The organism is Kineococcus sp. G2, from assembly GCF_037154035.1.
In the GTDB taxonomy this organism is placed as follows: Bacteria; Actinomycetota; Actinomycetes; order Actinomycetales; family Kineococcaceae; genus Kineococcus.
Genome location: NZ_JBBBEM010000020.1, coordinates 78,420 through 98,340 on the forward strand (window position 1 = coordinate 78,420; position 19,921 = coordinate 98,340).

The following is a 19,921-nucleotide window of genomic DNA, read 5'->3' on the forward strand; positions in this document are numbered from 1 at the left end:
CCTCCCCCACCCCCCGGTGATCTCGCACGGTCGGGTGCTCACCTCCACGAGGTCACCGGGGGGTGCGCGCCCGCTCCAGCAGCCACGCCGCGACGAGCGCGGTGACCTCGTCGCGGTTCGTCTCGTTGAACACCTCGTGCCGCGCGCCCGGCAGCAACTCCAGCGTCACGTCGCGCACCCCGGCGGCGCGGTAGCGCTCCACCAGGCGCACCAGCAGCTCGCCGCCCGAACCCCCGACGGGGTCCTCGGTGCCGCTGACGACGAGCACGGGCAGGTCGGGGCGGATCCCGGCCAGGCGCGCCGGGTCGCCGGTCGCGGCGGCGGTGGCCAGGGCGCCGGCGAGGATCGCCTCGTCGGTGGCGAACCCGCACAGCGGATCGGCCACGTAGGCGTCCACCTCCGCGGGGTCGCGGCTGAGCCACTCGAACCCGGTGCGGTCCTCGAAGGGCGCGTTGAACGCCGCCAGACCGGGCTGGTCCGCCGGCAGCGAGCGCACCACGTCGATCAGCCCGTCCAGGGCGGTGGAGCCGCTGAGCACGACGCCGTCGTACAGGTCCGAGCGCTCCAGCAGGACGTTCTGCGCTCCCATGGAGCCGAGGGAGTGCGCGAGCAGGAACACCGGCAGCCCACCGTGCTCCTCGCGCAGCAGCTCGCCGTACCGGGCGATGTCGGCCGTGAACCCGGCGAACCCCACCTCGCCGAAACCGCCGAGCGGGACGCCGGCCGCCGTGGAGGAGCCGTGGCCGCGGTGGTCGTTCGCCGCGACGACGAACCCGGCGGCGTTCAGGGCGGCGGCCAGGCGGGCGTAGCGGCGGCCGTGCTCGGCCAGGCCGTGCGCGACCTGCACCACGCCCAGCGGCTCGCCGGGCACGTCCGCCCACCGGTACGTGGTCAGGGCGAGGCCGTCCGCGGGGGACGGGAAGGAGCCGACGACGGCGTCGCGGGTCACGGGGCCTCCATCAGGTGCGGGGCTCGGCGGTGAGCCCGGCGGGGTCGCGGTCGGCGCCCAGTGTGCCGAGGGTGCGCGGAAGCCGTCCCACCGGGTCGGCGAACTCGTGGCGGCACGACCCTTGACGCGCCACACGCACCGGAGAAGCATGCGATCACGACGGCGTGGCGTTCCGCAGCTCCGGGAGGTGTCGTGGCGCAGTACGAGTACCGGTGCGACCGGGACGGTCCGCTGGAGGTGAGCCGCCCCATCGGGACGGCGCCCGCGACGCTCGAGTGCCCCACGTGCGGACGAGCTGCACCGCGTTCGTACACGGGGCCGATGCTGTCGTTCGCGCGGCGCGCGCTGGTGCGCGCGGTGGACGACGCAGAACGCACGCGCGATGCGCCCGACGTGGTCACCGCACCGCCCCCGGCCGCGCGCCGGCGCACCGCCGTCTCGCAGAACCCCCTGCACCGCGGACTGCCTCGTCCCTGAGGCGGCCCCGCACCGAACCGAGCAGCGCACACCCAGGAGGCGTCGTGCCCGAGGTGGTCTTCCCGCTGGACTCCGCGAAACCCTTCACCGAGCAGCAGATCGTCGGGCACAACCGGTGGCACCCCGACATCCCGGCACAGGTGCGCGTGAGACCCGGCGACTCGTTCCGGGTGCACTGCCGCGAGTGGTTCGACGGGGCGATCCACGACGACGACTCCGCCGACGACATCAGGGACGCCCCGCTGTCACGGGTCCACGTCCTCAGCGGCCCGATCGCCGTGGAGGGCGCCCGGCCCGGTGACCTGCTCGTCGTCGACATCCTGGACGTGGGGCCGATCCCGCAGGAGGACTCCGGGCCGCTGGCCGGTCAGGGGTGGGGCTACACGGGGATCTTCGCGAAGCAGAACGGCGGCAGCTTCCTCACCGACCAGTTCCCGGACGCCTACAAGGCGGTGTGGGACTTCCAGGGTCAGACGGCGACCTCCCGGCACGTCCCGGGGGTGTCGTTCACCGGCATCGTGCACCCCGGCCTCATGGGCACCGCGCCCTCCGCGGAACTGCTGGCGCGCTGGAACCAGCGCGAGGGCGCCCTCATCGCCACCGACCCCGAGCGCGTGCCGCCGCTGGCCCTGCCGCCACTGCCGCAGGACGCGATCCTGGGGAACCTGACCGGCGCGGAGTTCGACCGCGTCGCCGCCGAGGCGGCCCGCACCGCACCCCCGCGGGAGAACGGCGGCAACCAGGACATCAAGAACCTCACGAAGGGCACGCGCGTCTTCTACCCCGTCTACGTGGACGGGGCGAACCTGTCGGTGGGCGACCTGCACTTCTCCCAGGGCGACGGGGAGATCACCTTCTGCGGCGCGATCGAGATGAGCGGCTTCATCGACCTGCACGTCGACGTCATCCGCGGCGGGATGGAGACCTACGGGGTCACGGAGAACGCCGTCTTCCTGCCCGGGAACACCGCCCCGCAGTACAGCCAGTGGCTGGCGTTCTCGGGCACGTCGGTGACCCTCGACGGCGAGCAGCGCTACCTGGACTCCCAGCTGGCGTACCAGCGCGCGTGCCTGCACGCCATCGACTACCTGACGAAGTTCGGCTGGACCCCGGAGCAGGCGTACATGGTCCTCGGTGCCGCCCCGATCGAGGGCCGGTTCTCCGGCGTGGTCGACATCCCGAACTCGTGCGCCACCGTGTACCTGCCCACGGCGATCTTCGACGTCGACGTGCGCCCCTCCCCCGGCGGCCCCGCGCGCATCGACCCGGGGATGGGCGTGCCCCGCTCCGCGTTCTGACCCGGAGCGGGGCGCCGGCTCACTCCACGTCGACGAACACCGGGTTCGTGTAGCACCACAGGTCGTCCCACGGGTCGGAGTCGCCGATCCGGTCGACCAGCGGGTGGCCGTCGGTGTCGGCGTGCCGGCCGTCCCCGCCGCGGAAGCGCACGTAGAACGGGTCCTGCACACCGCGCAGGGTGAACGAGAACCGCTGGCGCCCGCGCGCGTTCGCGGGCACCTCGAAGCTCTCGACGACACGGGTGCCGGGCGCCTGCCACAAGTCCCGCTCCGCGTCGGCGACGCGGCCGGTGACGGTGCCGACGATGACGTCCCAGCGCGCCGAGCGCGGCACCTCCCCGCTGCCGTTGGGTTCGGTGGCCGGGTCGACGAGCAGTTCCACCTCGACGTCGCCGCCGCGGCGCACCGAGGTGCGCGCGCCGAACGTGACGCCGGGGCCCTGACCTCCCGGGCGCACCCGGGCCTCCACCGCCCGCACCAGCCCGCCGTGCACGACGAACACCCGGCCGGCGCGCAGGGCTCCCATGACGGAGCGGTAGTCGCGGCGGGGCGAGCCCACGCAGGTGCGCGAGTAGAACCCCGGCGCGAAGTCGACGTACCCGTGCTGGGGGACACCGGTGTCCACGGGTGCGCCGCGGTGGCCGTGCTCGACGTAGTAGGAGCGGTCCGGGTTCTCGACGGCCACGGTGTCGCCGTGGTCGAAGTGGTTGTCGGAGTTCGCGGTGATCCACCACGGCAGCCCCTCGGCGAGCAGGGAGTCCCACAACCCGCCGACCCGCGCGGTGGCGGCGTCGAAACCGCCCCAGGTGCGGTACTGGTCCAGGTCGTACCCGGGGAACGACCACCGGCCCGGCGACTCGTCGTACTGCCCGCGCCCGCGGCCGCGGCCCAGAGGCGCCGGCAGCGCCGCGGCCTGGTGGCCGGGAGCGCCCTCCCAGCCGACGAACACGCCCGGGGCGGCGTCGCGCCAGCCGCGCACCTTCGACGGGGAGACGCGCCCGGTGCGCATCGGGTGGTTGGAGAGCACCAGCGCCTCGCCGACCGCTCCGGTGCGCAGCTCCTCCACGAGCCAGGCGAGCGCGTCCAGCCCGAGGCGCTCGGCCTCCGGGCCGCCCTGCACGGAGTGCTCGATGAGCCGGGGACCGGTGGGGTTGGAGGCGGCGGCGACCACGTCGCCGTCGAACATCCGCTCGAAGCGCTCCAGCAGGTCCGGGGTGCCCTCGTGGTCGGGGGCGATGAACGTGGCGTGCTCGGCGCCGGGGATGTTCCACTCCATGCCCTGGAACACGAGCACGGGGTGGTCGCGGCGGGCCTGCGCGATGAGGGGGGTCTGCAGCGCCACGGACTGCTTGGCGTGGTCGGGGCCGCCGTGGTCGGTGATGACCATCCAGTCCAGCCCGCACTCGCGCGCGCGCCGCACCTGGTCGTCCACGGTGTACATGGCGTCGCGGGAGAACGTGGTGTGGATGTGGTGGTCCCCGGCGTACCAGGCGAAGTCCCGGGTGTCGCCGTCGGAGGCGGCGACGCTCTCCCAGACGGGCGGGGGCGGGGCGGTGGGGCCGTGGGAGTGCACGGCCCCACCCTGCCAGTGCGCCGTTCGCCCGGGGAATCGAGCCGCACCTCAGTAGACTCACGCACCGTGACGCCGCAACTACCGGAGGCACCGGGGAGGGCGCCCCGGCACCTCCGCGAGCAGCCGGGGCGCGCACAGGGCCCCCCGCGCGAGGACGCCGCGCTCGCCGCGCTGCCCGCCGAGCTGACCGCCACCGGCGGGGACGGCACCTCCCCGCGCACCGACGTCACCGCACCCGCCACCGGCGAGCGCCTCCTCGCCGTCGCCGACACCGCCCACGACGTCCTCACCCGGTTGCTCGAGCGCGTCGTCGCCGTCAGCCGCGCCGAGTGGGCCTGGCTCAGCGGCGAGGACCGGGCCCGCCACCTCTTCACCCTCGCCGACGTCCTCGCCGAGCACGTCCACCCCCTGGCCGTCACCCGCGCCCTGACCACCGGGCGCCCCGTGGCCGCCGGCCTGGCCGTGGACGGCCCCCGGCTGCTCGACGCGGCCTTCTCCACCGCCGGGTGGGCCGACAAGCTCGACGCCCTCGACGCCCGGCCCGCCACCGGCGGCGCCGTCGCCGTCCTCACCACCTGGCGCAGCGCCCCGGCGGCCGTCCTCACCGCCGTGGTCGCCGGGCTGGCCGCGGGCGCCGGGGTCCTGCTGCGTCCCGACGCGCAGTCCGCGCCCGTGGCCGAGCGCGTCGTGCGCGCCTGCGCCGACGCCGGCCTGCCCGACGGGCTCGTGGCCAGCGCCCCCGGGCGCGACCCCGTCGCCGACGCCGTGCTGTGGGAGGCGGACGGGCTGCTCGCGGTGCGCGCCGACGGCACCGCGGAGCAGCTGCGCGAGCTCGCCCTCGACCTCGCCGACCGCGGCACCCCCCTGGTGGCCGACCGCGACACCACGGCCGTGGACGTGGTGCTGGCCGGTGCGGACCTGGACGCGGTGCTGCCCGCCCTGCTGGCCGGCCTGGCCGACGGCGCCCACGGCCGCCCCGGCGGTTCGCGGGTGCTCGTCGTCGAACCGCTCGCCGAGGCGGTGGTGGCGCGGCTGGACGCCGCCGCGGCGGTCCTGCCCGTCGGCGACCCGCTGGAGCGCACCACCCGCGTCGGCCCGTGCCCGTCGCCGGAGGTGGCGCGCGCGGCCGCCGCCGTCGCCGGTGCGGCCGCCCTGCCGCCGGGGCTGCCCAGCGGCGGCTGGTGGGCGGCGCCCGCCGTGGTCGCCACCGGCCGGCGCACCCTGCCGCCCCCGCCGGGGCCCGTCCTGGGCGTGCGCACCGTGCGCGACGGCGTCGACCCGCGCACGCTGCTGGCGGAGGCCACCGCCGTCACCGTGTGGGGGCCGAGCGGTCCCGAGCGGCGCGGCTGGCTGGCCGGTGCGCACCGCGAGCGCCTCGGCCTGGACGCGCCCGCGGGCCCGGACGCGCGCCTGGACGCACGGCTGCTGCTGCGGGCCTGCCGTGGCTGACCGGCCGGCGGGCGCGCAGCCGGACCCGGGTTCGGGGCCGGGCGTGGGGGTGGGCGTGGGTGAGGACGTGGTGCGCAAGGTGCTCGCGGCCGCGCCGGTGGCGGCCGCCGCCACCGGCGCGGCCGCTCCCCTGGTGCGCGGGCGCGCCCTGCTGTCCGTCGCGGTGGACCTGGAGGCGCGGCGGACCGACCTGGTGGACCTGGTGCGCCGCACCGAGCGCTGCCGGCTCTCCGAGGCGCTGGCGGCGGTCGACTTCTGCATCGACACGGCGGTGCGCTGGGCCGGGTGGGCCGACAAGCTCGACCTGCTCGTGCCGCGGCTGCCCGGCAGCGTCCCGCCGGCGGTGGTGGGCGTGCTGGGCGGCGGGCGGCTGCTGCCGACCGTGCGCAGCGCGCTGGCCGTCCTGGCCGCCGGCGGTTCGTGCGTGCTGACCGGTGGCGGGGCGCTGGAGCGGCTGGCGGACGCCGTGGTCACCGAGTTCGGCGACGGGGCCGCGGCCGCGCTGCCGGGCGATGCGGCCACCACCGCGCTGCTGGCCGGTGGCGTGGAGGTCCTGGACGCGCGCTGGGCGGGGCCGGAGTTCACCGCCGCGGTGCGCCGCGCGGCGGCCGCCGCGGGCACCCGGGTGCTGCCGCCGGACGGCGCGGGACCGCCCTCCGACGCCGGGCTCCTGGCGCCCCTGCTCCGCGACGTCTCCCTCGCGGGCTGACCGCCCCCCCTCCCCCCGGTGATCGAGGAGGTGACGACTTCCTCGATCACCGGGGGAACCCGTCGGAGGAACGGCGGGGTGCGCGGGAGACCGGTGCCCGGGGACCGCATCCTCCAGCCGACAGGGGTGGTTGCCGATGCGAGCGGTGAAGACCACCACCCACTCGGAGGAACCGGTGACCACGAACGACCCCGACCGCAGGAGCGCCGGCTCGTGGTGGGCCGACCGCGGCATCGCCGTGAAGGTCCTCACCGCCGTGTGCCTGGCCGCGCTGGTAGGCGTCCTCGTCGGCGTGACGGGGCTGCGCTCCCTGAGCACGGTGAGGGACAGCGCCACGTCCATGAACGAGGAGGGGGTCACCGCGATCCGCGCCATCGACGACGTCGCGGTGCAGTTCCGCGAGGCCCGCATCGACTTCCTCAGCCACGTCATCAGCACCGACCCGGCGGCCAAGGCCGACAAGGAGCAGCAGCTCGTCGAGGACCGCGACGCGGTGCAGGAGGCGCTGGCCGCCTACAAGCTGACCGACCAGACCGGGCGTCAGGAGCACGTGCAGGCCTTCGAGGAGAACTGGGCCGCCTACACCGAGCTGCGTGACGCCGAGGGCCTGCCGGCCAGCCGTGCCGGCGACCTGGAGCGGGTGAACGAGGTGCAGGAACAGCTCAGCGAGCACACCGCCGCCATGAACGAGGCCCTCGCGACGCTGCGCGAGATCGACAGCGCAGCCGTCGACGAGCTCGCCGCCGACGTCGAGGCGACCTACACGACCAGCCGCACCACCGTCCTGGTCCTGCTGGTGGTGGGCATCGCCGTGGCGCTGACCGCCGGTGCCCTCGTCGCCCGCTCCCTGGCCGCCGGGCTCGGCAGGGTGCAGGCCGTCGCCGACGGCCTCAAGGGCGGCGACCTGACCCGCACCGCGGGGCTGACCTCCGCCGACGAGCTGGGGCGCACCGCGCAGTCGCTGGACGCCGCGACCGCGCAGCTGCGCGAGCTGGTCGGCACCATCGACACCGCCTCCGCCGGCGTCGCGGCCTCCGCGCAGCAGATGTCGGCGATCTCCACCCAGATCGCCGCCGGTGCGGAGGAGACCTCCGCGCAGGCGGGCGTGGTCTCCGGCGCCGCCGAGGAGGTCTCCTCCACCGTCCAGACGGTCGCGGCCGGCTCGGAGCAGATGGGCGCCTCGATCCGCGAGATCTCCTCCAACACCGACGAGGCCGCCCGCGTGGCCTCCGAGGCCGTGCACGTCGCGGAGGCCACCAGCCGCACGATCGCCGCGCTGGGCGAGTCCTCCCAGGAGATCGGCTCGGTCGTCAAGGCCATCACCGCCATCGCGGAGCAGACGAACCTGCTGGCGCTGAACGCCACCATCGAGGCCGCCCGGGCCGGGGAGATGGGCAAGGGGTTCGCCGTCGTCGCCGGCGAGGTGAAGGAACTGGCCCAGCAGACCGCCCGCGCCACCGACGACATCTCCCGGCGCGTGCAGGCCATCCAGTCCGACGCCACCGGCGCCGTGGGGGCGATCGGGGAGATCTCCGCCATCATCGGCCGCATCAACGACTTCCAGGTGACGATCTCGTCCGCGGTGGAGGAGCAGACCGCCACGACGGCGGAGATGAACCGCAACGTCGCCGCGGCCGCCGCGTCGTCCGGCGACATCGCCACCAACATCGCCGGCGTCGCCGACGCCGCCTCCTCCACCGCCCAGGCCGTCACCGAGTCGCAGCAGACCAGCGCCGATCTCGCCCGGACCTCCCGGGAGCTGAGCGCCCTCGTGGCGAGGTTCCGCTACTGACCCGCCGCTGACCCGGCCCGGCACCGCGGAAAACCCCTCGCCCGCGGTGCCGGGAGGTTCCTACCGTCGTCGCGTGACGACTTCCGCGCAGGAGAGGGACACCGCGCACCCCCTCGACCCGTACGGGTGGGACGAGGGCTGGGAACTCGCGCTGGCGCAGCACCACCGCGACCACCCCGGCCCGCTCGTGCCCGCCCGCGTCGTGCGCACCCACCGCGGTGCGCTCGACGTGCAGACCCCGCTGGGCCCGCAGCGCGTCGGCGCACCGCGCGCTCTGCTGCCGGAACCCACCACCGGCGACTGGGTGGTGCTCGGCCTGGCCGGCACGGACCCGGAACTGCTCGCGGTGCTGCCCCGGCGCACCGCGCTGAGCCGGGCGGAGGTCTCCGGCCGCTCCACCGAGCAGGTCCTGGCCGCCAACGTCGACACCGTCGTCGTGGTCGTCGCTCCCGCCCGCAGGGCCCCGCTGGGCCGGGTCGAGCGGTTCCTCACCCTGGCGTGGGACTCCGGCGCCCGGCCGCTGGTGGTGCTCACCAAGACCGACCTGCTGTCCGGGCGGGAACTCACGACCGCCCTGGCCGAGGTGGAGTCCGCCGCACTGGGCGCCGGCGTGCACGCGGTGAGCGCCGAGCGCGGTGCGGGGATCGAGGAGCTGCGCGGGGAGCTGTCCGGGACCGTCGTGCTCCTCGGCCCCTCGGGGGCGGGCAAGTCCACCCTCGCCAACGCGCTGCTCGGCGAGGACCGCCTCGCCACCGCCGCCGTGCGCGCCGGGGACGGCAAGGGCCGGCACACCACGGTCCACCGCGAACTGCTGCCGCTGCCCGGTGGGCTGGTGCTCGTGGACACCCCCGGCCTGCGCGCCGTCGGCCTGCGCGGGGGCGGTGCCGCCGAGAGCCTGCAGCGCACGTTCGCCGACGTGGAGGACCTCGCGGTGGACTGCCGGTTCGGCGACTGCACCCACACGTCGGAACCCGGGTGCGCGGTGCTGGCCGCGATCGGTGCCGGGGTGGTCGACCGGCGCCGGCTGGACAGCTACCGCAAGCTGGAGCGCGAGCAGGAGTTCCTCGCCGCCCGCACCGACGCGCGGTTGCGGGCGGAGCGCACGCAGCGGTGGAAGGCGATCCACCGGCAGCAGCGCGCGCACCGCCCGCGCCCCTGAACCCCTCCCCCGGGGCTCCGGGGTCAGCTGTGCGGGATCAGCCCTGCGCGCCGCCGCGGGCCGCCTCGCGCGCCGCGTCGTACGCGGGCCGGATGACGTCGGCGGCCAGCGCCAGGCGGTCCGGGAACGGCAGGAACGACGCCGCCAGCGAGGTGATGGTGACCCGCTCGACGTCCTCCAGGGTCCAGCCGGCCCCGTCGGCCAGCAGCGCGAACTCCCGCGAGAGGCTGGTGGCCGACACCAGCCGGTTGTCGGTGTTCACCGACACCGAGAAGCCCAGGTCCTTCAGGACGGTGACGGGGTGCTCGGCGACGCTGGTGGCCGCGCCGGTCTGCACGTTGCTCGACGGGGCCAGCTCCAGCACCACACCGCGGTCGCGCACCCAGTTCGCGACCCGGCCGAGCCGGGCGTTCGGCAGGCCGAGCCGGTCGGTGCCGCCGGTGAACTCGATGTCCTCGACGATCCGCACGCCGTGGCCGATGCGCTGCGCCTGGCACGGGAACAGCGCCTCGGCGATGCTCTCCACCCCGGCGGCCTCCCCGGCGTGGATGGTGACGGGGAACTGGGCGGCGTGCAGCAGGTCGAACGCCTCGCGGTGGCGGGCGGGCGGGAACCCGTCCTCGGCGCCGGCGATGTCGTAGCCGACGACGCGGCCGTCCGGGTCGTCGCGGTGCCGCAGGGTCAGCTCGGCGATCTCCAGGGACCGGTCGGCGTGCCGCATGCCCGTCAGCAGGGTGCCGACGCGGATGGTGCGCCCGGCCTCGGCGGCCAGGCGCTCACCGCGGCGCATCCCCTCCTCCACCGCGACGACGACCTCGTCGAGGGTGAGGCCGCCGCGCAGGTGCTGCTCGGGGGCGTAGCGCAGCTCGCCGTAGACGACGCCGTCCTCGGCGAGGTCCAGGACCGCCTCGGTCGCCACGCGCGCCAGGGACTCGGCGTCCTGCATGACGGCGACGGTGTGCTCGAACGTCTCCAGGTAGCGGACCAGGGAACCGGAGTCGGCGGACTCGCGGAACCACTCCGCGAGCTGCTCGGGGTCGGTGGTGGGCAGGGTGTGCCCGTTGGCCGAGGCGATCTCCACGATGGTGGACGGCCGCAGGCCGCCGTCGAGGTGGTCGTGCAGGGAGACCTTGGGCAGGGCGCGCATGTCGTCGAGAGTGCTCACCCCCCGATCCTGACAGCCCCGGCCCGCTCCTAACCTGCGGGCGTGTCCTCCCCCGCCCCGGCCGCGCTGAGCGTGCGCGACGCCACCGCCGACGACGCCGCCGCCTGCGCGGCCCTGTACGCCCCGTACGTGCGCGAGACGGCGATCTCCTTCGAGTCGGAGCCGCCGGACGCGGCGGAGCTGGCCCGGCGCATCGCCCGGGCGCAGGAGCGGCACGCCTGGGTCGTCGCCGAGGAACCCGGCGAGCGGGGCCCGCGCGTGGTGGCGTACGCGTACGCCGGGCCGTTCTCCGGCCGCGCCGCCTACCGCTGGTCGTGCGAGGTGAGCGTGTACGCCGAGCTGGGCCGCCGCCGCAGCGGCGTCGGACGCCTGCTGTACGGGGAGCTGTTCGCGCGGCTGGAGCGGCGCGGGTACCGCTCGCTGTTCGCGGGGGTGGCCGAGCCGAACGAGGCCAGCGCCGGGCTGCACGCGGCGATGGGGTTCGAGCGCGTCGGCACCTACCGGAGGGTCGGGTTCAAGCACGGCGCGTGGCGGGACGTCACGTGGTGGCAGCGCACGCTGGGCGAGGACGGCCTGGCGGGCGAGCCGCCCGCGGAGCCGCGCTGACCACCGCCACCACGGTGGCCGAGGTCAGGTGCGGCACCGCCAGGCTGCCCGAGGGGCGTCGGCGCAACGCGCTGCGCGCCGCCGCCGCCGTGAGCCGCTCCCGCCGCGCTCGGCTGGCCACCCGGAACACCGGCGACTTCACCCACCCGGGGCTGGAGCTCGTGGATCCCTGGGCCGCTCCGGGGTGACCGCTCCCCGCGGGGTGGACCGCACCGCTGGCGCCGCTCGCCGGGCGGGGCGCGCGGGGCGGACGTAGCGTCGGCGCGGCGGCCGCGTGCGCCGCCCCACCGACCCCGCGCGAGAGGAACCCCATGTCCGTCGCGAACAGCGGCACCGTCGAGCTGGGCGGCAAGACCGTCCACCGCCTCGGCTACGGCGCGATGCGCATCACCGGCCCCGGCATCTGGGGGCCGCCGGAGGACCACGACGAGGCCGTGCGCGTCCTGCGCCGGTCCGTCGAGCTCGGCGTGACGTTCATCGACACCGCCGACTCCTACGGCCCGTTCGTGTCCGAGGACCTCATCAAGGAGGCCCTGCACGACGGTTCCGGCTACGGCGACGTCGTCATCGCCACCAAGGGCGGCCTGACCCGGCACGGCCCGGACGTGTGGCCGCCGCTGGGCCGACCGGAGTACCTGCGCCAGTGCATCCTCATGTCGCTGCGCCGCCTCGGGGTGGAGCGGATCGACCTGTGGCAGCTGCACCGCATCGACGCGAAGGTGCCCCGCGAGGAGCAGTTCGGCGAGATCAAGTCGTTCCTCGACGAGGGCCTGGCGAAGCAGGTGGGCCTGTCGGAGGTCGACGTCGACGACGTGAAGGCCGCGCAGGCCGCCGGGCTCCCCGTCGCGTCGGTGCAGAACCGCTACAACCTCGGCGACCGCCGCGCCGAGGAGCTGCTGGACTTCTGCACCGAGCAGGGCATCGCGTTCATCCCGTGGGCGCCCGTGGACGCCGGGACCCTCGCGCGCCCGGGCGGCCCGCTGGACGCGGTCGCGGGGAACCACCCCGGCACCACGACCGGTCAGCTGGCGCTGGCGTGGCTGCTGCGCCGCTCCCCCGTGATCGTGCCGATCCCCGGCACCTCCTCGGTGGAGCACCTCGAGGAGAACTGCGCCGCGGCCGGCGTCGAACTGACCGACGAGGAGTTCCGGGCCCTCACCGACGCCGCCTGAGGGACGCCCGGACGGCGACGACCGCAGCGACCGGGTGCGCCCCGGTCGCTGCGGTCGTCCGCCCCGAGCGGTGCGGGTCAGCCGCCGAGCTGGTCCGCCAGGTCGTCGGCGAACTCCTGCTGACACGCCTGCTGGGCGGCGACGTCGTCGCCGGCCTGCTCCATGCACGCCGTGATGTCAGCGCTGTTGTCGGCGATGAAGTTGCCGAGGGCGATGGTGATGGCGAGGAACACCGCCGAGGCGAGGACTGCCAGGACGCTGGTGACCACGCCGGCGATCGCCACCCCGCGGTTGGTCGCCTCACCCCGCTTGGCGCGCTTCATCCCGACGATGCCGAGGATCAGCCCGATGATGCCCGGGACGATCCCGATGCCCAGGAACCAGCACAGCAGCAGGCCGACGATGCCCAGGATCAGCGACGCCAGGCCCGCGCCGTTGCGGGGCTTCCCGCCGTAGGCCGGGTCCTGGTAGCCGCCGTACTGGTTGCCGTACTGGTTGCCGTACTCGTTGCCGCCGTACTGGTTGCCGTACTGGTCGTTGCCCGGCGTCGACATGTCGTCCCCTCGTTCGGTGCGGTCGCGGCTGTCGTTCTCGCGCCGATCGTGTCAGCTCGGGCGGGACGGGGCACGTGGGGCGCGCGGGAGCGCCGGGCTCAGGCGGTGACGCGGCGGTGCACCAGCGGCACCGCCGCGGGTGCCGCGCCACCCACCGCGAGACCGGGCTCGAGCGCCTCCAGCGCCCACGCGAAGCGCTCGGGGGTGTCGGTGTGCAGGGTGGCGATGCGCTGCCCGGCGCGCACGGCGTCCCCGCGCACGGCGTGCAGCTCGACGCCCGCGCCGGCCTGCACGGACTCCTCGCGGCGGGCGCGGCCGGCGCCGAGGCGCCAGGCGGCCACGCCCACGGCCATCGCGTCGACCTCGGTGAGGAAGCCGTCGGCCGGGGCGAGCACGTCGTGGGTGTGCGCGGCGGTGGGCAGGGGCGCGTCGGGGTCGCCGCCCTGCGCGGCGACCATGCGCCGCCAGGCGTCCATGGCGCGCCCGTCGGCGAGGGCGTCGGCCGGGTCGACGGCGTCCAGCCCGACGGCGGCGAGCATCTCGCGCGCCAGCACCAGGGTGATCTCCACCAGGTCCGCGGGGCCGCCGCCGGCGAGGACCTCGACGGACTCGCGCACCTCCAGCGCGTTGCCGGCGGTGCGGCCCAGCGGGGTGGACATGTCGGTGACGAGCGCGGTGGTGCGCACCCCCGCGTCGGTGCCCAGCGCCACCATCGCCTCGGCCAGCGCCACCGACTGCGCCAGCTCCTTCATGAACGCCCCGGAGCCGGTCTTGACGTCCAGGACGAGCGCGCTGGTGCCCTCGGCGATCTTCTTGCTCATGATGGAGCTGGCGATCAGCGGGATCGCCTCCACGGTGCCGGTGACGTCGCGCAGCGCGTAGAGCTTCTTGTCCGCCGGGGCGAGGTCGCCGGTGGCGGCGCAGATCACGGCGCCGACGTCGATCAGCTGCTGCCGGATCTCGGGCAGCTCCAGGCAGGCGCGCCAGCCGGGGATGGACTCCAGCTTGTCCAGGGTGCCGCCGGTGTGGCCGAGGCCGCGCCCGGACAGCTGCGGCACGGCCGCCCCGCAGGCGGCGACCAGCGGCGCCAGCGGGAGCGTGACCTTGTCGCCGACCCCGCCGGTGGAGTGCTTGTCCACGCTGGGGCGGGGCAGGTCGGTGAAGTCCAGCCGGGAACCGGAGGCGATCATCGCGGCGGTCCAGCGGCTGATCTCCTCGCGGGACATGCCGTTGAGGAACACCGCCATGGCCAGCGCCGACATCTGCTCCTCGGCGACCTCGCCGCGGGTGTAGGCGTCGATCACCCAGTCGATCTGGGCGTCGGACAGGCGGCCGCCGTCGCGCTTGGTGCGGATGACGTCGACGGCGGCGAACCGCTGGGTCACGGGCGGGGCTCCTCGGTGGGGTCGCTGGGGGCGGGGGTCCTGCGGGCGGGGTCGTCCAGGTCGTGCGGGCCGAACGCGTCGGGCAGCACCTCGGTCATGGGCAGCACCCCGCGCGGGGTGTCCACCAGCAGGGCGGGGCCGCCGAACTCGAACAGCAGCTGGCGGCAGCGCCCGCACGGCATGAGCACGTTCCCGGCGCCGTCGACGCACGCGAACGCCACCAGCCGGCCGCCGCCGCTCATGCGCAGCTGCCCGACGAGGGTGCACTCGGCGCACAGCGTCACGCCGTAGGAGGCGTTCTCGATGTTCGCCCCCGACACCACGCGCCCGTCGTCGACGAGCGCGGCGGCCCCCACGGGGAACCGCGAGTACGGCGAGTACGAGTGGGCCAGGGCCGCGCGCGCCGCGGCGCGCAGGGCCTCGAAGTCGGGTCCGGGACGGGTCACGGTCTCCTCGCTCACGCCGGGTACGGCTCTCCGCTGGCCGCCGGGGGACGCACCCGCCCGACGAAACCGGCCACCGCGAAGATCGTCGCCAGGTACGGCAGCGCCGACAGGAAGCTGGCCGGCACCGCCGAGCCGTACGGCAGGACGCCCACGAGGGTCTGCAGGGCGGCGAAGAACCCGAACAGCAGGGAGGCCGCCACGGCGCCCTTGGGGGTCCAGCGGCCGAAGATGACGGCGGCCAGGGCGATGAACCCCTTGCCCGCGGACATGTTCTCGGTGAACGGGCCGATGGTGCCGACGGACAGGAACGCCCCGCCCAGGCCCGCCATGCCGCCGGCCACGACCACGTTGACGTAGCGCATGCGCAGCACCGGCACGCCGACGGTGTCGGCGGCCTTGGGGTGCTCGCCCACGGCGCGGGTGCGCAGGCCCCAGCGGGTGCGGAACAGCACGACCTGCAGCGCCACGATGAGCACGTACATCAGGTAGACGACGACGTTCGCCTCGAACAGCAGCGGCCCCAGCACGGGGATCTCCGAGAGCACCGGGATCGCCACCGGCTGCAGGACGCCGGGCGAGTTGAACCGGGCGGTGTCGGACTGCATGAGCGCCTTGTACGCCCAGCCGGTGAACCCCAGGGCGGCGGCGTTGAGGACCACGCCGAGGATGACCTGGTTGACGCGGTAGCGGATCGCGAACACCGCCAGCAGCCAGCCGACCACCGCGCCGGACAGGACCCCGCCGACGACCCCGGCGCCGAGGCTGCCGGCCAGCGAGCCGACGAGCGCGGCCGTGAACGCGCCGGTGAGCAGCTGCCCCTCGATGGCGACGTTGACGACGCCGCTGCGCTCGCCGAGCACCCCGGCCAGCGCGCCGAGGATGAGAGGGGTGGCCAGGAACACCGTCGAGCGCAGCAGCCGCACCACGTCGATGGAGGAACCCTCCCCGCCGCTCATGGCCCACGCCAGGAACGCCAGGACGAACGCGACGACCGCCACCCCCGCCACGAGCGGGGTGCGCCGCGAGCGGAAGCCGCGGGCCAGCTGGTACAGGCCCAGCAGGGCCACGACACCGCCGAGCACGACCGGCGTGGCGGTGCCCGGCAGGGTCAGGTCGGGCAGCGTCACGACGGTGTCCCCGCCGAAGGAGAACGTGGCGTCGCCGGGGCCGGAGCCCAGGCCCCAGCCGACCACGGTCGCCAGGCCGACGAGCAGCAGCAGCGCGCCGGACACGCCCCGCGCGCGCCGGCCGGCGCGCGGCTCGGTGCGCTCGCGGTCCTCGACCGTCCCCGGTCGCGTCAGCGCGCTCACCGGCTCCACCCCCCGGCCAGCTCGGTGCCGACGCCGCGGCCGCCGGCGCGCAGCCGGAACACGGCCCGCACGAGGGCGGGCGCGGCGATGAACAGGACGATGAGGGCCTGCAGGACCCCCACCAGGTCGACGGGCACGCCGGTGGCCGACTGCATCTGCACACCGCCGGCGCGCAGGCCGCCGAAGAGCAGACCGGCGCCGACGACGCCCCACGGGTTGTTGCGGCCCAGCAGCGCCACGGTGATGGCGTCGAAGCCGATGCTGCCGGCGACGCTGCCGGTGACGCTACCGCTGACGCCGAGGACCTGCGAGGCGCCGGCCAGCCCGGCCAGCGCACCGGACAGGCCCATCGCCACGACCTGCAGCCGGCCCACGTCCATGCCGGCGGTGCGCGCGGCGTCGGCGTTGGCGCCCACGGCGCGCAGCCGGAACCCGAGGCGGGCCCGCTCGAACAGCCAGTGCACGCCCAGCGCCGCCAGCAGCGCCAGCAGCAGGCCGGCGTGCACGCGCAGCGACCCGCCCAGCAGCGCCGGCAGGGTGGCGCTGGCGTCGACCTGCTCGGAGATGGCCTGCCCGTAGGGCGGGCGCTGGAACCCGGGGACGCCCAGCAGGAAGATCAGCAGGTTGATCGCCACGTAGTTGAGCATGATCGTGGTGATGACCTCGTGGGCGCCGGTGCGCGCCTTCAGCCAGCCGACGATCCCGCCCCAGAGGGCGCCGCCGAGGACGCCGCCGACCAGGGCGACGAGCAGGTGCAGCACCACGGGCAGGTCGAACGTGAACCCCAGCCAGGCCGCGGCGATCGCACCCAGGATGACCTGGCCCTGCGCGCCGATGTTGAACAGGCCCACCCGGAACGCCAGGGCCACGGCGAGACCGCCGAGGATGAGGGGGGTGGCGTTGACCAGCGTCTCGGAGACGGGCCCCAGCGCACCGGCGCCGCTCAGCGCCGGGCTGTAGACCGCGCCCTCCAGCAGGGCCACGTAGGCGTCGCGCACCGCGTACCAGGCGTTGGAGAACGTGTCCCACGGGTAGGTGAAGAAGTACCCCGCCGCGGCGCGGGTGCGCGCGTCGCCCACGGCGATGAGCACCGCCCCGACGATCAGGGCGCCGAGGACGGCGAAGGCGGTGACGAGCCACTCGCCGCCGGCGCTGGGCCGGCGGCGGCGCGGGGTGCCCGCCGGCGGCTGGACCGGCGTCGCGGGGGCGTCGGTGCTCACGGGGTTCCTCCCTGCGGCTGCGCGCCAGCCATGAGCAGGCCCAGCTGCTCGGAGTCGGCGTCGGGGCCGACCTCGCCGGCGATGCGGCCGCGGTACATGACGACGATGCGGTCCGCGAGGGCGCGCACCTCGTCCAGTTCGGTGGACACGAGCAGGACGGCGGCACCGCGGTCGCGCTCGGCGACGATCCGCTGGTGGACGAACTCCTGGCTGCCGACGTCGACACCGCGGGTGGGCTGGGCGACCACGAGCAGCTTCAGCGGCCGGGACATCTCCCGGGCCAGCACGACCTTCTGCTGGTTGCCGCCGGAGAGGGTGGAGACCGCGGCGTCCGCGCCGGGGGTGCGGATGTCGAACTCCGCGATGCGCTCGGCCGCGTTGCGCTCGACCGCGGCGCGGTCCACGGACGGGCCGGCGGAGAACCCGGGGGTGTCGACGAGGTCGAGCACGAGGTTCTCGGCGATGCTGAAGGACGCGACGAGGCCGTCGTGCAGGCGGTCCTCGGGCACGTACCCGACCCCGCGCTGCAGCACCTGCCGCACCGGCAGGCCGGTGACGTCCTCCCCGGCCAGGCGCACCGCGCCGGAGTCCACCTCCTGCAGGCCGACGACGCTGCGGGTCAGCTCGCTCTGCCCGTTGCCGTCGACGCCGGCGACGGCCAGCACCTCGCCCGCGCGCACCGTGAGGCTGACGTCGTCGAGCAGGACCGCGCCGGAGGGGTCGGCCAGTCGCAGGCCGGTCACCTCCAGCACCGGCTCGCCGGGGGTGGCGGGGGCCTTGTCCACGACCAGGCGCACGTCGCGCCCGACCATGAGGGCGGCCAGCTCCTCGGCCGAGGCGGTGGGCTCGGCCGAGCCGACCACCCGGCCGCGGCGGATGACGGTGATGCGGTCGGCGACCGCCTTCACCTCCCGCAGCTTGTGCGTGATGAAGACGATGGAGGTGCCCGCGTCCGCCAGCTCGCGCATGACCCGCATGAGGTCGTCGGTCTCGGCGGGGGTGAGCACGGCCGTGGGCTCGTCGAGGACGAGGACCTTCGCCTCGCGCAGCAGGGCCTTGAGGATCTCCACGCGCTGCTGCACGCCCACGGCGAGGTCGCCCACCGGGGCGTCCGGCGGGACGGCCAGGCCGAACCGCTCGGAGGTCTCCACCACGCGCGCCCGTGCGCGGCGGCGGTCCAGCAGACCGCCGCCGCGGGTCATCTCCGCGCCCAGGACGATGTTCTCCGCGGCGGTGAAGCCGGGCACCAGCATGAAGTGCTGGTGCACCATGCCGATGCCCGCCGCCATCGCGTCGCCCGGGGAGGAGAACTCCACCGGTTCCCCGTCGACGAGGATCTGCCCCTCGTCGGGCGTGTACAGCCCGTACAGCACGTTCATCAACGTGCTCTTGCCGGCACCGTTCTCGCCCAGGAGGGCGTGGATCTCGCCCTCGCGCACCGTCAGGTCGATCCCGTCGTTGGCGACGAGGGACCCGAAGCGCTTGGTGATGCCTCGGAGTTCCAGCTCCACGTGCGCGTCGTCCCTCTCGTCGCCGCTGAACCGCTCGCTGTCGTCGGGCCGGTGCTCAGCCGGCGGTGATGGCGTTCGGGGAGGTGATCTCGATGCTGCCGTCGATGATGCCCTGGCGCACCGTCTCCAGCTGGTCCTTCAGCTCCTGGGGGACGTCGTCCTCGAACTGGTTGAAGGGCGCCAGGCCCACGCCCTGGTTCTCCAGGGTGCCGACGTAGGAACCGGTGGGGGCCTCGCCGTCGGCGGCCGCCAGCACGTACTCCTTCACCGAGTCGGTGAGGTTCTTCGTCACCGAGGAGACGAAGTACTGGCAGTACTGCGCGGCGCTCTCGCAGCCGTCGGTGTCCACCCAGATGAGGTTGAGGTTCCCGCCGGCGGCCTCGGCGGCCGCACCGGCGCCCAGGCCCGCCTGGCCGGCCACCGGCATGATGATGTCGGCGCCCTGGGCGGCGAGGGTCTCCGTGATGGAGCGCCCCGCGGCCTGGTCGGTGAAGCTGTTGGCGAAGGTGCCGCCGCCGGGGTTGTTCTCGTCCCAGCCGAGGACGCGCACGTTCGTGCCGTTCTGCTGGTTGTAGTGCTGCACGCCCTCCCAGAAGCCGTCCATGAAGATGGTGACCGGCGGGATGGGCAGGCCGCCCCAGGTGCCGACGACACCCGTCTTCGTCATGCCGGCGGCGAGGTAACCGCCCAGGAAGGCGGCCTCGGCGGTGTTGTACTGCAGGCCGTAGACGTTCTCCAGCTCGGAGGCGGAGTCGATCTCGGCGAACGACTGCTCGGGGTTGGCGGAGGCGACCTCCTTCATGGCGTCGGACATCAGGCCGCCGACGCCGATGATCGTGTCGCAGCCCTGCTGCACCTGCGCCTGCAGGTTGGGCACGTACTGCGTGTCGTCGGCCGAGGGCACGTAGGAGATCTCGATGTCCGGGTTCTCGGCCGCGGCGGCCTCCATTCCGGCCCAGGACGACTGGTTGAACGAGCGGTCGTCCACGCCGCCGGTGTCGAGCACCATGCAGGCCTCGTACGCCTCGCCGCCGGAGGTGCCGCCCTCGGCCGCCGTCTCGGTGGGCCGCTCGCCGCAGGAGGCGAGGAGCAGGGCGGCGGCACCGACGGCCACGGCCGGGGCGAGGCGGGAGAAGGTCTTCACGG

At 75.2% G+C, this 19,921-nt stretch carries 19 protein-coding genes; 9 read left to right on the forward strand and 10 right to left on the reverse strand.

What is annotated here, in order from left to right; translation table 11 throughout:
* Positions 1-52 precede the first annotated feature (52 nt).
* Positions 53-949 (reverse strand): alpha/beta hydrolase, encoded by an 897-nt coding sequence (locus tag V9U69_RS04590; protein ID WP_337060125.1) that lies wholly within the window; start codon positions 947-949, stop codon positions 53-55.
* 321 nt (positions 950-1,270) lie between these two features.
* Between V9U69_RS04590 and V9U69_RS04595 the strand changes: the two genes are divergently transcribed.
* Together V9U69_RS04595 and fmdA are read left to right on the forward strand one after the other, a co-directional pair.
* A complete protein-coding gene (locus V9U69_RS04595) occupies positions 1,271-1,426 on the forward strand; it encodes a hypothetical protein (protein WP_337060126.1) in 156 nt (51 codons plus the stop codon).
* Positions 1,427-1,470: 44 nt separating this feature from the next.
* Positions 1,471-2,724 carry a formamidase gene (gene fmdA, locus V9U69_RS04600; protein WP_337060127.1) on the forward strand — a complete coding sequence of 418 codons (1,254 nt, stop codon included), beginning with the start codon at positions 1,471-1,473 and terminating at the stop codon, positions 2,722-2,724.
* A gap of 19 nt (positions 2,725-2,743) precedes the next feature.
* Here the strand turns inward: fmdA and V9U69_RS04605 are convergent, their stop codons facing one another.
* Positions 2,744-4,297 carry a PHP domain-containing protein gene (locus V9U69_RS04605; RefSeq protein WP_337060128.1) on the reverse strand — a complete coding sequence of 518 codons (1,554 nt, stop codon included), beginning with the start codon at positions 4,295-4,297 and terminating at the stop codon, positions 2,744-2,746.
* A 66-nt stretch (positions 4,298-4,363) separates the two neighbouring features.
* Here V9U69_RS04605 and V9U69_RS04610 point away from each other — a divergent pair, with 66 nt between their 5' ends.
* From V9U69_RS04610 to rsgA, 4 genes are all read left to right on the forward strand, one after another.
* Positions 4,364-5,746 carry an aldehyde dehydrogenase family protein gene (locus tag V9U69_RS04610; protein ID WP_337060129.1) on the forward strand — a complete coding sequence of 461 codons (1,383 nt, stop codon included), beginning with the start codon at positions 4,364-4,366 and terminating at the stop codon, positions 5,744-5,746.
* 55 nt (positions 5,747-5,801) lie between these two features.
* A complete protein-coding gene (locus tag V9U69_RS04615) occupies positions 5,802-6,455 on the forward strand; it encodes a hypothetical protein (protein ID WP_337060130.1) in 654 nt (217 codons plus the stop codon).
* A 145-nt stretch (positions 6,456-6,600) separates the two neighbouring features.
* Positions 6,601-8,247 carry a methyl-accepting chemotaxis protein gene (locus tag V9U69_RS04620; RefSeq protein ID WP_337060131.1) on the forward strand — a complete coding sequence of 549 codons (1,647 nt, stop codon included), beginning with the start codon at positions 6,601-6,603 and terminating at the stop codon, positions 8,245-8,247.
* A gap of 73 nt (positions 8,248-8,320) precedes the next feature.
* A complete protein-coding gene (gene rsgA, locus V9U69_RS04625) occupies positions 8,321-9,406 on the forward strand; it encodes a ribosome small subunit-dependent GTPase A (RefSeq protein WP_337060132.1) in 1,086 nt (361 codons plus the stop codon).
* Positions 9,407-9,443: 37 nt separating this feature from the next.
* Here the strand turns inward: rsgA and V9U69_RS04630 are convergent, their stop codons facing one another.
* Positions 9,444-10,553 carry an adenosine deaminase gene (locus V9U69_RS04630; protein ID WP_442907591.1) on the reverse strand — a complete coding sequence of 370 codons (1,110 nt, stop codon included), beginning with the start codon at positions 10,551-10,553 and terminating at the stop codon, positions 9,444-9,446.
* A 60-nt stretch (positions 10,554-10,613) separates the two neighbouring features.
* Here V9U69_RS04630 and V9U69_RS04635 point away from each other — a divergent pair, with 60 nt between their 5' ends.
* The 3 genes from V9U69_RS04635 to V9U69_RS04645 all read left to right on the forward strand — a co-directional run bounded on the left by V9U69_RS04635 (position 10,614) and on the right by V9U69_RS04645 (position 12,349).
* Positions 10,614-11,177, forward strand: a complete 564-nt coding sequence (locus V9U69_RS04635; RefSeq protein WP_337060134.1) for a GNAT family N-acetyltransferase — start codon at positions 10,614-10,616, stop codon at positions 11,175-11,177.
* A gap of 14 nt (positions 11,178-11,191) precedes the next feature.
* Positions 11,192-11,365, forward strand: coding sequence for a hypothetical protein (locus tag V9U69_RS04640; RefSeq protein ID WP_337060135.1), 174 nt, complete (start codon positions 11,192-11,194; stop codon positions 11,363-11,365).
* A gap of 123 nt (positions 11,366-11,488) precedes the next feature.
* Complete coding sequence (locus tag V9U69_RS04645; RefSeq protein WP_337060136.1) at positions 11,489-12,349, forward strand: aldo/keto reductase; 861 nt, start codon at positions 11,489-11,491, stop codon at positions 12,347-12,349.
* A 77-nt stretch (positions 12,350-12,426) separates the two neighbouring features.
* Here V9U69_RS04645 and V9U69_RS04650 read toward each other — a convergent pair whose 3' ends face one another.
* From V9U69_RS04650 to V9U69_RS04680, 7 genes are all read right to left on the reverse strand, one after another.
* The gene (locus V9U69_RS04650; RefSeq protein WP_337060137.1) at positions 12,427-12,903 is read right to left on the reverse strand and encodes a DUF4190 domain-containing protein; all 477 of its coding nucleotides are present in this window, start codon (positions 12,901-12,903) and stop codon (positions 12,427-12,429) included.
* A gap of 98 nt (positions 12,904-13,001) precedes the next feature.
* Positions 13,002-14,288 carry a thymidine phosphorylase gene (locus V9U69_RS04655; protein ID WP_337060138.1) on the reverse strand — a complete coding sequence of 429 codons (1,287 nt, stop codon included), beginning with the start codon at positions 14,286-14,288 and terminating at the stop codon, positions 13,002-13,004.
* The gene (locus V9U69_RS04660; RefSeq protein ID WP_442907584.1) at positions 14,285-14,749 is read right to left on the reverse strand and encodes a cytidine deaminase; all 465 of its coding nucleotides are present in this window, start codon (positions 14,747-14,749) and stop codon (positions 14,285-14,287) included. The genes V9U69_RS04655 and V9U69_RS04660 overlap by 4 nt, the downstream gene beginning before the upstream one ends.
* Positions 14,746-16,044 (reverse strand): ABC transporter permease, encoded by a 1,299-nt coding sequence (locus tag V9U69_RS04665; RefSeq protein ID WP_337060139.1) that lies wholly within the window; start codon positions 16,042-16,044, stop codon positions 14,746-14,748. Before V9U69_RS04665 ends, V9U69_RS04660 begins: the two co-directional genes overlap by 4 nt.
* Positions 16,041-17,264, reverse strand: a complete 1,224-nt coding sequence (locus V9U69_RS04670) for an ABC transporter permease (protein WP_337060140.1) — start codon at positions 17,262-17,264, stop codon at positions 16,041-16,043. The genes V9U69_RS04665 and V9U69_RS04670 overlap by 4 nt, the downstream gene beginning before the upstream one ends.
* On the reverse strand, positions 17,261-18,775 hold the full coding sequence (locus tag V9U69_RS04675) for an ABC transporter ATP-binding protein (RefSeq protein ID WP_337060141.1): 1,515 nt from the start codon (positions 18,773-18,775) through the stop codon (positions 17,261-17,263). The genes V9U69_RS04670 and V9U69_RS04675 overlap by 4 nt, the downstream gene beginning before the upstream one ends.
* 55 nt (positions 18,776-18,830) lie before the next feature.
* The gene (locus V9U69_RS04680) at positions 18,831-19,919 is read right to left on the reverse strand and encodes a BMP family lipoprotein (protein WP_337060142.1); all 1,089 of its coding nucleotides are present in this window, start codon (positions 19,917-19,919) and stop codon (positions 18,831-18,833) included.
* Between the last annotated feature and the right edge of the window lie 2 nt (positions 19,920-19,921).